13 protein-coding genes are annotated in these 12,339 nt (G+C 48.6%); 6 read left to right on the top strand and 7 right to left on the bottom strand.

What is annotated here, in order from left to right; genetic code table 11:
• Window positions 1-24: 24 nt before the first annotated feature.
• The 3 genes from OCV68_RS07645 to OCV68_RS07635 are packed head-to-tail and all read left to right on the top strand — an operon-like array spanning window position 25 to window position 1,617.
• A complete protein-coding gene (locus OCV68_RS07645) occupies window positions 25-342 on the top strand; it encodes a hypothetical protein (RefSeq protein ID WP_022475142.1) in 318 nt (105 codons plus the stop codon).
• Between the two features lie 20 nt (window positions 343-362).
• Window positions 363-887 carry a nitroreductase gene (locus tag OCV68_RS07640; RefSeq protein ID WP_022475143.1) on the top strand — a complete coding sequence of 175 codons (525 nt, stop codon included), beginning with the start codon at window positions 363-365 and terminating at the stop codon, window positions 885-887.
• Window positions 865-1,617 carry a hypothetical protein gene (locus OCV68_RS07635; RefSeq protein ID WP_262571897.1) on the top strand — a complete coding sequence of 251 codons (753 nt, stop codon included), beginning with the start codon at window positions 865-867 and terminating at the stop codon, window positions 1,615-1,617. Before OCV68_RS07640 ends, OCV68_RS07635 begins: the two co-directional genes overlap by 23 nt.
• Before the next feature lie 38 nt (window positions 1,618-1,655).
• On the opposite strand, the gene OCV68_RS07630 is transcribed toward OCV68_RS07635, so the two are convergent.
• The 6 genes from OCV68_RS07630 to OCV68_RS07605 form a co-directional block, all read right to left on the bottom strand.
• On the bottom strand, window positions 1,656-2,336 hold the full coding sequence (locus OCV68_RS07630) for an ABC transporter ATP-binding protein (protein ID WP_022475145.1): 681 nt from the start codon (window positions 2,334-2,336) through the stop codon (window positions 1,656-1,658).
• An 8-nt stretch (window positions 2,337-2,344) separates the two neighbouring features.
• On the bottom strand, window positions 2,345-2,932 hold the full coding sequence (locus tag OCV68_RS07625) for a hypothetical protein (protein WP_262571895.1): 588 nt from the start codon (window positions 2,930-2,932) through the stop codon (window positions 2,345-2,347).
• 26 nt (window positions 2,933-2,958) lie between these two features.
• Window positions 2,959-4,335 (bottom strand): ABC transporter permease, encoded by a 1,377-nt coding sequence (locus OCV68_RS07620; RefSeq protein ID WP_262571893.1) that lies wholly within the window; start codon window positions 4,333-4,335, stop codon window positions 2,959-2,961.
• A gap of 5 nt (window positions 4,336-4,340) precedes the next feature.
• Window positions 4,341-6,353 (bottom strand): efflux RND transporter periplasmic adaptor subunit, encoded by a 2,013-nt coding sequence (locus OCV68_RS07615; protein ID WP_262571891.1) that lies wholly within the window; start codon window positions 6,351-6,353, stop codon window positions 4,341-4,343.
• 107 nt (window positions 6,354-6,460) lie between these two features.
• Entirely contained in the window at window positions 6,461-6,736 is a 276-nt protein-coding gene (locus OCV68_RS07610; protein WP_262571889.1) for a hypothetical protein, read from the bottom strand.
• A gap of 888 nt (window positions 6,737-7,624) precedes the next feature.
• Window positions 7,625-8,311 carry a 4Fe-4S binding protein gene (locus OCV68_RS07605; protein WP_262571887.1) on the bottom strand — a complete coding sequence of 229 codons (687 nt, stop codon included), beginning with the start codon at window positions 8,309-8,311 and terminating at the stop codon, window positions 7,625-7,627.
• Between the two features lie 231 nt (window positions 8,312-8,542).
• Between OCV68_RS07605 and OCV68_RS07600 the strand changes: the two genes are divergently transcribed.
• The gene (locus tag OCV68_RS07600) at window positions 8,543-9,514 is read left to right on the top strand and encodes an LCP family protein (protein ID WP_262571885.1); all 972 of its coding nucleotides are present in this window, start codon (window positions 8,543-8,545) and stop codon (window positions 9,512-9,514) included.
• Between the two features lie 321 nt (window positions 9,515-9,835).
• Window positions 9,836-10,027 (top strand): flagellar biosynthesis anti-sigma factor FlgM, encoded by a 192-nt coding sequence (locus OCV68_RS07595; RefSeq protein ID WP_147622712.1) that lies wholly within the window; start codon window positions 9,836-9,838, stop codon window positions 10,025-10,027.
• Between the two features lie 36 nt (window positions 10,028-10,063).
• Here OCV68_RS07595 and OCV68_RS07590 read toward each other — a convergent pair whose 3' ends face one another.
• Entirely contained in the window at window positions 10,064-10,573 is a 510-nt protein-coding gene (locus tag OCV68_RS07590) for a DUF4830 domain-containing protein (protein ID WP_262571883.1), read from the bottom strand.
• A gap of 236 nt (window positions 10,574-10,809) precedes the next feature.
• On the opposite strand from OCV68_RS07590, the gene OCV68_RS07585 reads away from it, so the two are divergent.
• Window positions 10,810-12,246 (top strand): S1C family serine protease, encoded by a 1,437-nt coding sequence (locus OCV68_RS07585; protein ID WP_262571882.1) that lies wholly within the window; start codon window positions 10,810-10,812, stop codon window positions 12,244-12,246.
• Window positions 12,247-12,339: the final 93 nt, after the last annotated feature.

The following is a 12,339-nucleotide window of genomic DNA, read 5'->3' as shown; positions in this document are numbered from 1 at the left end:
CATAATGCGAAAGGACGATAATATATGAAATTCAGACTTACAATAGATATTGACGAATTGAATTACGCTCAGGCAATAAGAGCTATCCTGCCCTTTGTGAAAAAGGAAGATATCCCGCTGCCCGAAATGGTGCTGAGTGCTGCCGAATCTCCGGGAGTATTGGAGAATTTTCTGAAATTTATCCCCCGGGAAAAGCAGGACGAGCTTATCCTGAAAACCTTTGACAAAAACAAGGTGAGGATAATCGCCAAGGCTCACAGGACTGCCGCAAAATACGGCGTGGATATGAAAATATCGGACGTTTCCCTTGAGGAGCGCACCGATGATGTTATAGTGTATTGATAAAAGGAAGGAAGAAGATCATGAACGAAACCATTCAGAACCTTATTACAAGAAGAAGCGTGCGCTCTTACAGCAACAAGAGCATTCCCGATGATGTGCTTGACCAGATACTTGATGCAGGCTCATATGCCCCCAGCGGAATGAACAAGCAGTCCGCCGTTATGGTGGTGCTCAGGGACAGAGACAGGATATCCGACATCTCTTTCCTTAACGCCAAGGTCATGGGAACAGACAGTGACCCGTTCTACGGCGCTCCCGTTGTTGTGGTTGTATTTGCCGACAGCCGTGTTCCCACCTACGTTGAGGACGGCAGTCTTGTTATGGGCAACCTTATGAATGCGGCTCATGCGCTGGGCGTTGATTCCTGCTGGATACACCGTGCCCGTGAGGTGTTCTCTACTCCCGTTGGAAAGGACATTATGAAAAAATGGGGACTTGATGAGAACTATGTGGGCATAGGAAACTGCATTCTCGGCTACTCCGACAAGCCTGTTCCCGAGGCAAAGCCCAGAAAGGACGGAAATGTTATTTTCGAGCATCACTAAGCCGAAAAGAATTTTCCCGCTCATATTGCTGCTTCTCTGCGGCTGCGGAGAGGTGCGGGACGGCAATGTTTCCGAAACTGTTCAGAATGTTTCCGAGATTACTCAAAATATTTCTGAGCAAGCTCAGAAAACCGAAAGTGCTGAAACGGCGGAGATTTCTGCCGTTCGCAATGACGGCGTGCTGATGTTCGGCTTCACTGCAGATGAGTTTGTGAACAGCTTCAATGCGGTTTACAGTGATGAATACGGGGAGGTTTATCTCACTCCCGTTTCTCAGTGGAATTGCTATGAGGCGTGTTCCCCTTTATTGGATAACGACGGCATGGCGTACTGCTTCACCGAGGACAGGGAGATATTATCCATGCCGAACATCACTTTGTTTACCGATGACAACGGCGGTGTATATGAGATAATGGCGACCTTTGATGACCACGGATATCAGGACTGGCTCAACAAGAAGTTCGGCATCATAAGCATGAACATGATAGAGACCGTTCTGCCCGATATGGCAGATACAGAGGCGTTTTACAGGGAGCTGTATGCACTTGCCGGAACAAATTTTTACGGTGACGATTACAAATTCCCGCCCTCGGACTTTTACCGCAGCGGAGATGTGGGGCTTTACTCCTATTACGGCGGCGGAACTATAAATATATGCGCTGTTCCTGCCGATGATGAGCTTGAAAATGAGCTTTCTCGGGCGGATTGTGTGATACATGGGATAGAATAATAAAAGAGCTGCTGCATTTTTTGCAACAGCTCCTTTTATTATCCCTGCTCATTTTCAAACAGCTCGCCGTCAACTATGCGGACTATCCTGCCTGCACTTTTGGCAACGTTCAGGTCGTGGGTTATCATGACTATGGTATGACCCTTTTGGTTAAGCTCGCCGAAAAGCTTCAGAACTTCCTTGCCTGTGGCGCTGTCAAGAGCGCCTGTGGGCTCATCGGCGAGGAGCAGCTTTGGGTTGCCCACCAGTGCCCTTGCAATGGCTGCTCTTTGCTGCTGACCGCCCGAAAGCTCATGGGGCTTGTGATCCATTCTTTCGCCCATTCCCAGCTGAATAAGGCGCTCCCGTGCGGCAGCCTCCGCCTCCGACGAGGTAAGCCCACGGAGCAGCAGTGGCATCATCACATTGCGCAGCACGGTGTATTTCTGTATCAGGTGATATTTCTGGAAAATAAAGCCCACATAACGGTTTCGCAGGTCTGTAAGGCTTTTGTCGTTCATTTTATGCACGGCGTTGCCTGAGAGATAATATTCGCCGCTGTCAAAGCTGTCCATGCAGCCGATCATGTTCATAAGGGTGGATTTTCCCGAGCCTGAGGGTCCGAGTATGGCGAGAAATTCCCCCTCCTTTACTGTCAGGTCGATGCCCTTTAGCACGTTCAGAACGCTGTCGCCCATGGCATAGCTTTTTCTGATATCCTTCATGCTGATAACGTCCATATTGTCTCCTATTCTGCGCTTGCCGCACGGACTGTGCCGTCCTCGCTGACTGTAAGGGTGAGGATCGTTCCGACGGTTATGCCGCTATAGTCGGAGGAACGTCCCGAAAGTCCGGCTATTGTCATTCCCACGGGGATCATGTAGCTGCTTTCCTCGCCACTTTTAGTGATAGAAGCGCTCTTCCTGCCGCCTCTTCCGAAGCCTGCGCCGTCGGGAGCGTTCATATCACCCGAGGGCATTTCGGGCATATCTCCTGACGGCATATTTCCGTCAGGCATTTCGGGCGGAGTGCCGTTGCCGTCATTGTTGGGAGCGTCGGGGAGATCCGACGGCATATCGTAATTACCGTCCGACTTATCATCGGAATTGCTGTTATCACTGTCGTCTTTGTTTTCTTCCACCGTTCCCAGCGCCAGTGTAACATAATTGCCTGCAATGGCTGTGACTTCGCCCGAAACCGTTGTATCTGTTGAAACTGCGGTGTAATTGTTGGGAGCGGCGGTGGTTATCTGCTGATTTTCCTCTGCGCTGTCCGAGCAGGCAGTGAGGTTAAGGGTCAGCAGGGCAAGCAAAAGGAAAAAGCTTTTCTTATTCATATTATCTGCCTTTCTTATGTTCATATTTATTCTCCGCTGAGGGCTTCGATAGGTGTAAGGCGTGAAGCCTTGTATGCGGGGTAGAAGCCGAAAATAGTTCCCGTTGCCGCCGCAAATACCAGCGACAATACGCCTGCCGGCACCGACGGCTCTGCTCTTGTGCCCAGCAGCTCTGCCGCAGGGATAAGCGCATATCCTGCCGCCACGCCTGTGATACCGCCGAATATGGCTATCATTCCCGCTTCAAGGAGAAATTCGGAAAGTATCACCGATTTCTGGCTGCCAAGGGCTTTCAGCAGACCTATCTCGCCTGTGCGTTCCTTGACCGTTACGAAAAGTACATTCATAATGCCAACGCCGCCAACGAAAAATACTATGGAAGCCACGGCGATAAGAAGCGTCTGGAGAGTGTCGGCGGATTTTGTTGCCGCTTCCATCTGGCTGCCTGCATCGGTTATGGTAAAGGTGGCTGAGGGATAGTTCTGGGTAAGCACCGCCTCGATATCCGCCATTACGTTTTCGACCTCCGATACATCGGAAGCTATGGCGGTTATCTTGGGGTCGCTGTCCGAGCCGAAAATGTACTTTGCGGCTGTGGAGTAGGGTACGTATATTGCTTCATCGGGGGAAATTCCCGAGGAGACTGTTCCCATTGAGGAAAGAACGCCCACGACCTCGTAATTTTTGCCTTCTATTGAAATGCTTTCGCCCTGTGCCAGATAGGCAGCACCGAAAATGTTCTGCGCTGTTTTGTAGCCCAGCACGCAGACCTTTGCTTTGTCCTCTTCATCGTCCTCGGTGAAAAACTCGCCGTACTGCACGGAAAGGTTGCTTATCTGCGCATATTCGGGCATAACGCCTGCGGTGGTGAAATTTGTTTCTTCGTCGAGGTCTCCGCCGTCAACTGCTGCGTCTCCGCTGGTGATAATAGATATGGACTCAATGTTCGGAACTACAGCGGCAATGTCCTCAACGTCCTCTTCTGTGAGGGTCACGGCTCCTGTTCGGGCTGCACCTGAAAATCCGCCGGAAGAGCCTCTTCCTGAGAAACCTCCTCCTGCAGGTCCTCCGCCGCCTGACGGGAAGCTGCCGGAACCGCCAAAGTCGGGCATACCTCCGAAATCAGGCATTCCTCCGCTTGAAGGGGGACCGCCGGAGCCGCCGAAGTTTTCCATCATTCCTTCCACCATGGTATCGGCGGTCTGACCTGCGGTGACTTCTATTGCCCCTGCGTTCAGGTTCTTGAACTGGTCGGCAACATCAGCCTTGCCGCCCTGTCCAATGGCGATCACCAGCACGATGGTCGCCGAGCCTGCGGCTATTCCGAGAGAGGTAAGGGCGCATTTTGATTTGTTTGAAAATATATTTATAAAAACTGTTTTTATCAGCTCGGAAATCCTCATTCAGATCATTCCTTTCCGCCGCTGAGAGTGATCTCCGCCAGCAGCTTATCGCCTGCGGATACGCCTGTTATCTCAACGTTTCTTCCGTCGGTAAAGCCTGTCTGGACTTCCTTTTCAACGATATTTCCGCTGTCGTCATAGACCTTTACGTAGGAATGACCGTCACGGAAGGTAATGGCATTTACATTGACGGTGAGAACATCTGTTACCTGATGCTGTAAGAACGTAACATCGCCGCTCATGCCCTCCAGCACGTTAAGGCTGTTCCGGGTGTCAAGCTTTACGGTGACGGTGTAGCTTACTGAGCCTGAGGAACGGGCAGGCTCTGCGGAAATGGTGTCTATCTCGCCGCTGAAATTCTTATTGTCATAGGCGGTAAGGGAAATGGTGCATTCCTGACCTACCGTAAGAGCGGTTATATCCTCCTCGGATACGGATGTGCTGAGGTAAACGGAGCTTGTGTCCATAAGGGTAACGATAGTGGCATTCTGCATAATGCTGTCCCCCTCGGAAACGGAAACAGAGGAAACTATTCCGTCAATGGGGGCGTATATCACGCCGTCATCGCCTGCATTTTCGCAGAACTCGGCGTATTCCTCAACAAGAGAGTCATATTCGTCCTGCTTGGTCTCCACATCGCTTTCAAGGCTGCTTATGGTGCGTTCATAGGTAAGCTCTGCCAGCTCTGCGGCGGACTGTGCGGACTGGGCTTCCTGCTTGGCGTTAAGGCTGTCGGAGCTTTCGCTTACCGCACTGCTTTCGATGTTCAGCTGTGCGGAAGAAATGTCCGATTTAAGCTTTTCAATGCTGTCGCTGATGGAATCCGCATCGTTATTGCCGTAAATGTCGGTAAAGTCGGACTTGTAGTCCTCATATTCCTCACGGTAATCGGATATGTCGGAGTTAAAGTCGTCCATTTCGCTTTTGTATGCGTCGGTTATCTTCTGGTGAGCCTTGCAGACTTCCTCAGCAGCGGAGATTTTGTCCTCGTAGTCCTCTATCTTGTCACTTATCTGCTCGCCTAAAGTGACATAATAGCCCGAGTATGCGGTCTTGGCGGCGCTGTAGGTGCTATATGCCTTGGTGAGTGCTGCGGAAGAGGCTTCATACTTGCTTTCGGCGGAGGTGTTTGAGTTCTGGGAGTTTTGAGTGGTCGAAGAGTTGTCGGAGGAAGAAGTCGATATATAAACGGAATCATTGTAGGCTTCCTTGGCATCTTCATATTCGCTCTGAGCCTGTTCGTAAGCTGCCTTTGCTTCCTCGTAAGCCTGTTTCAGGGAGTTTATCCTTTCGCTGGTGTCGGAAATCTTTTCGGTGTATGCGCTGTACTCGTCCTTTATGGCTTCAAGGGCTTCGTTGTTGGCAGTGTCGGTTTTCTGATATTCCCTGTACTGCTTTTCCATTGCCTTGTGATCCGCTTCAAGCGCGCTGAGCTTATTCTCGTATGCGGTGAGCTTGGCGTAGTCATCGTCATAGGTGAGGGTCATATTCTCATATTCTTCAAGCTGCTTTTTCAAGTCGGCAAGATTTTTGGCAGAGGTCTCCTTTTCGTTTTCCTGCTTGCTGAGGTAAAGCTCATATTCGCTTTGCGCCGATGTGCCTTTGAGCTTGGCGCTTTCAAGCTCCTGCTCAGCTTTAAGGGAGCCTGAGGTGAGGTTGTCCTTTGCCTCATAAAGAGCGTTCTGAGCAGATCTAAGCTTCAGCTCATACTGCTTCTTGGCTTCCGCCACATGATCGGGGTCAACTTTAAGAAGAGCGTCGCCCTCCTTCACGCTTGTGCCTGTCTTTACATATACCTCTGTGACCTCGGCGGTGCAGGGGAATGAGACATATTCCCTGTCAAGGGAGAGGGTGCCGCTTTCCTCTGTTCCAGCGGTGATGTTTCCCTTGGAAACGCTGTATTCTCTGTAGCTTACGTCTTCTTCCGCCTTGGCTGAGGAGGCGTTGGCGATTATAGCAGCCGCACCTCCTGCGGTAACAGCCACAGCAGCCGCTGCTGCGAATATCTTTTTGTTCATGTTCCGTGCTCCTTTCGATTTCTGTAATCAATGATAATTGCCAAAGCTTAATTTAAGCTTAAAGGAAGAATAAGGGAGCGGAATTTTCATTTGTTTATCACAATATACTAACTGTATAAAATTGTATAGATATACAAAAAGGCAAGAATAACTGTATTAGAGAGAAAAAAGATCATAAAAAAATCAGCACAAATAAGTACAAAGCAAAGGGTTTGGGTCAAGCCTTTTTCCCGAAAGGCTTGCGGGTGTCCAGAGGGCAGAGCCATCTGGTCGCTGTCCGCAGACAGCGAAATCTTTTTGCTTGCGGCATAAATGATAAAATCGTTAGCCGACTGACTAACAAATCCTAAAGCCGCCTGCACCGTGATTTCAAAAACGCTCAAACAAATATAATTTCTCAAATAAACCCGAAACTATTCCATGCAGGCGGCTTGAAACTGAGAGCAATTTCGCAGAAATTGCAATTCAGTTTCCGCCGTAAGGCGCAGGTACGGACTATTCTACATTTCAATTTAATATGTCCGTACCATGCAAAGGAGACACCTAAGGAGAGAGGGAGGAAACCAAAACCCAACAAAAGCGGGCATTCCCCCCTCTCTCCTACGGTTTCTCCATGCCTTGAAAAGGCAAGCACTCATCTTTTCCCTACCCTCTCACCCCCACTAAGCCCGCTTTTACAGTTTGTCTTTAACTTTTTGTTTATCTCCTGTATTGAATATTGTTTCGGACCTTTCACCGCCGCCCCTCTCATTTGTGGTCTGGCGTTTCGATATCAAGTATCTGCTGTTAGTTTTGCTTGGCTCTGCGGTGGGGATTGGGTATATTGTCCGCCATACTTTAATCAGTCGGCTAACGTTTTAATTGCTTTAACCGTCAGCAAAGGAATTTCGTAGGTAAACGTAGTTTACCACTGCGGCAACAGCGACCAGATGGCTCTGCCCTCAGTGGACTTTCTAAACCCTTTGCCTTATGCTTATTTGTGCTGACTTTTTTGAGAGCAATCAATCCTCTTTTACGCAAAATGAGGCAGCCGATATTATCAGCTGCCTCAAATAAGTATAAGAATTTACGGACCGATACGTGAGAGTATTGATATCCCAATATAAGAACCCGTCTTCACAAGCATATGCGCACGTCTTTTCGGCAAATTTTGCCGCAGACTGCGTTAAAAATCCTTGCCGGGCGAAAGCCCGCCTGCGGATTTTTGCCTACTCTGCAACAAAATTATGCTCGAAAATCCGCACACATTTCTTATGAAGACAGGTTCTAAGTTACAGTATCCTGCCGTCAGTGGATATGGTAACACATCTGAACGGTACTCCGGCCGCTTGTGCAGCCTTTTTCGCCGCAAGCTCTATACCTCCGCAGCAGGGGACTTCCATTCTTACCACGGTAATGTCCGACACTCCGCCGCTTACTGCCACTGCGGTGAGCTTTTCAGTGTAATCGCAGCCGTCAAGCTTGGGGCAGCCTATAAGCGTGATTTTTCCGTTCATAAAATGACGGTGAAAATTGCCGTATGCGTAGGCGGAGCAGTCAGCTGCCACAAGCAGGCTTGAACCTGCAAAATAGGGCGCATTGACGGGGGCAAGCTTTATCTGTACGGGCCACTGGTTAAGTCTGCTCTCTATTTCGCTGAAATTCTCGGCTGTGCCAAGATCAGGCTTTTTATGCGCAAATGACTTTGCAGCCGTGCCGGGGCAGCCGCAGGGGAGAGGTTTGGGTGCTTTTGCTGCCATTACGGCGGCTTCGTTATACTCAGCGGCTTCCCTCATTTCAAAGGATATGGCGTTTGTGGGGCAGGCGGGGAGGCAGTTGCCCAGACCGTCGCAGAAATCGTCTCTCAGCAGCTTTGCTTTGCCGTTCACCATTCCTATTGCGCCCTCGTGACAGGCATTTGCGCAGGCGCCGCAGCCATTGCACTTTTCTTCGTCTATTCTTATTATTTTTCTTATCATAATATTGTTCCTTTCGATTATTATCGGGCTTATTGCTATGATGATATTATACATCACCCTCGCACAAATGTCTGTTGTTTTTACAACAAAATAAATTGCCAATGGTCGGGCTGTATATAATTACATAAATATTACAATTAGTAATCAAAATGAATATTTTATTGCAAATGCCGTGGGGATATGATATACTTATGCTGATGTTTAATGATATTTTCCGAAAGGGTGTATTATATGTCGAAAAGAACTGCAAAAATTGCGGCTACTTATTTTATAACTATCTTTGTGGCGCTGCTTGTAATAGGCGGAACGGGATTTTTTCTGCTGAGGTCATACCTTACCGATTCAGGCGTTAAGGACGACCTGAGCGGCATAAAGCCCGACGGCAGCCAGACCGTTACCACGACTTCGGAGGAATATGCTCCCAGCTATGCGGACAGCAAGACTGTGCTTGCCATATATGACGCTGAAAAGCGCAGCTCGGCGGTGTGCTTTGTGCTTGCAAGGTTCGTGCCTGCGGAAAACAAGCTGGTCATTGTCCCTCTTCAGTCGGATATTAAGGCGGAGGCTGACGGCAAGGTGAACACTATATATGAGTTTTACCGCTTAGGCGGAGCTTCCGATGCCAAAAAGGCGATAACAGCCGCAACGGGCATAGAGATCGACAGATATATGAAGTTTTCCAAGGACAGCTTCACACTTTTCTCAAATTTCATGGGCAACGTGGATTATGAAGTGCCCTACAATCTGGTTTATGAAAACGAAACAACAGGGGAAAGCACCATTATCAAAAGCGGCAGACAGACCCTTGATTCGGGAACACTGAGAAAGGTGCTCACCTTCCCCAACTTCAAGGGCGGCGAGGAATACCGTGCCAAGGTAGTCGGAACCATTACCGTTGATCTTATCAACTCGGGCGCATCGGGTATGCTGAGAGACGGACTTGACTCCGTTTTCACCTCCGTAATAAACAGCGACCTTGAGACCGATATTACCAAGTACGATTATGACGAGGCAAAGCCCGCCATTGAATATGTGCTGGACGCAACAAGCACCCCTGCACAGGTGGTCATACCCTCTGGCGTGTATGATGACAGCAAGATGTATGTCCTTGACGACAGCTTTGTTCAGGCATTGCCCAGATGGTTCTCCATGGATATTGGCGATGACGTTGTCAGCGCTGATGACACAGGTGCGGAAGAATAATAGATAAGAAAATGGCTGTTGCACAAGATGCAGCAGCCATTTTTTGCAATAAAGCAGGCAAATGAAAAAGTCAGCACAAATAAGCACAAGGCAAAGGGTTTGGGTCAAGCCTTTTCCCGAAAGGCGCAGGTACGGTCAAAACGCATGATACTGCCATAGTCTTTTTGTTATATATTCACATATTTGCCACCATACATTTGTCTATATTTATCCGATACAGAAAAATTATAATTATTTGCACTGAAAAACTAAGCTTTTCACACTTTCTGCCGATATAATAAGTGATAATGATGTTATTAAACTGATGAAAGAGGCTGTGAAATGGATATGAAAAACCAGAGCGCTTGTAATTTCCTTTTCGGCTCGGATAAAAAATTTACGGCAGAAGATGTTTTCGGCGGCGAAAGGGAATTTGCTTCCGATGAACGCCTAAAAAAGCTTTCCCGTATCATTTCTGACGGGGAATACAGAATATCTGCCGAGGACGTGGCTTCGGCTATAATTGGTATATAAATAAATGGCTGCCGATCTAACACGGCAGCCATTTATTTATTGCGTCAGCGTGACAGTCAGACCCGACTGCATGGTATCATTTATAAGCGCACGGGTAAAGCCGTTTTCCGCATCGTTGTAGGTGATGTCTGCGCCGATCATTCGGTGGTCGTCAAAAAGCAGGTCCACAACAACATTTTCGGGATAGTCGGGGTAGTTCAGGACTGTGTAGGTGTATTTGGTCACTTCCTTTCCCGCATACGGCTCCAGATCAAAGCCCTGCTGCTTTTGCAGTTCGTTATATTCCGTGAAAGCGGCGTTGAATTCTGCGGGTATGGTTATTTTCTCACGCTGGGGGTCTGGCTCGACTATAAGCCCCTGCTTGTTGAGAAACTCCACACGCTCCGAATTGCATTCAAAGGTGAACAGCTTATCCGCTTCCGCTTTGTCTCCTGCGGTGAACACGAACAGTGCAAGTCCGCCCAGAATTATCAGCGCCGCCGACAGAAATATCCACTTGGCGCTCCTTTTCCGTTTTGCTCTTCCTGTTGACAGATCATTGCTCATATCTCAGCGCTCCATTTCCTTGTGTATTTACAGAATTAAGGTGTAGCTGATATAAGATATGCGGGCAAGCTCCCTTTAATGACCTGTTTTTCATAACGCTTTTTAAGTATTTTCAATGACATATCACATATTTTACACATTGAGCCATTATTATATAAGCATAGAAACAAAGATGAGCCGATGAGGCCCATAGAATAAAGAACAAAAGAATAAAATGATCTGGAAGGATGATTTATATGTACGAAAACAATTACAATTATATTGATGTCCCCGAGGATAACGGCGGCAAGAAGAACAGCGGCAAGGGCGCAGGAAAAACTATCGCCATGATACTTGCAGTTGCTATCGTAGGCGGCGCTTCGGGCTTCGGCGGTGCATATCTCCAGAATGCGGTTTCGGACAAGAGCATTGCGGCTGATACTTCCGTATCCTCCGAGACTGCTCCCGCAGAGACAACTTCCACAACGGCTTCCGAATATAAAACAGATGTTTCTGTCAAGGACGACACAAGCAGCATGGTAAGCAGCCTGCTTGGCACAACTTCTTCCGACGGCTCACTTACCACAAAGCAGATAGTTGAAAAGGTAACTCCTTCTGTTGTGGGCGTACATTCCACATTCTCCACACAGTCGGGCGAAAGCTCCGCAACAGGTACGGGTATTATCCTCAGCTCCGACGGATACATCATCACCAACGCACACGTTATCCAGACCGAGGTTCAGGAATATGTAAATAACAACTCCAACAACTTTGGCAACAACAGATACAACGACTACAACGACATTTTTGAATACTTCTTCGGCAACGGCAGAGGCGGTTCATACCAGACTTCTACCAAGAATGCCGACAAGGTGACTATCGTTCTTTCAAACGATGAGAACACCGAGTATGAGGCTGAGATAATCGGCGCAGATGAAAACAGCGACCTTGCCGTTCTGAAAATAGATGCAACAGGTCTTAACCTTACCGCCGCAGAGTTCGGCAGCTCCGATGAGCTTACCATGGGCGACAAGGCAGTGGCTATAGGCTATCCTCTCGGACTGGGTCTTTCCACCTCAGAGGGCATTATCTCCGGACTTAACAGAACTCTCAACGTAGAGCTTGCAAATGGCGGTTCCGCTGCCATGACTCTTATTCAGACAGATGCTGCCATCAACCCCGGCAACTCCGGCGGCCCTCTGGTAAATGACAGAGGGCAGGTCGTTGGCATTACTTCTTCAAAACTTGTTGATAGCTCCGTTGAAGGTCTTGGCTTTGCTATCCCCATTTCCGATGCAATGCCACTTATCAGCGACCTTATGAACAAGGGTTATGTTACCAATACCACTCCTCAGATCGGCATTACAGGCACCGATATCAACAGCGCTATGATGAGATATTATAACCTCCCCGTTGACAAGGGCGTTATGGTAGTTTCCGTTGTTGAGGGCGGCGCAGCCGATGCTGCGGGCATCAGCGCAGGCGATGTTATCGTTGCGGCTGAAGGCAAGGATATCACCTCCATGGACGAACTTACCTCCGCAAAGAGCGGCAAGAAGATCGGCGACACTATGGTCCTCACCCTTGCAAGAGCTGACGGCAACATTGATGTTACACTCACCCTCACAGGCGAGGACGAAGCTGAGAACGCTCAGACCGAGGCTCCCGTTACCGACGGTACCGAGGCAAACTAAATTAAGCCTTCTTCATTTTCATATGATATCGTTTAGCAAAGCTAAACGATATCAATTATCCCCATCCTTAATATACTGCGAAAGCCGTCTCCG

The sequence above is a fragment of the Huintestinicola butyrica genome (genome assembly GCF_025567215.1).
Lineage (GTDB): Bacteria > Bacillota > Clostridia > Oscillospirales > Ruminococcaceae > Huintestinicola > Huintestinicola butyrica.
Note: the sequence above shows the minus strand (reverse complement) of the source record. Positions and strands in the feature narration are given on the sequence as shown.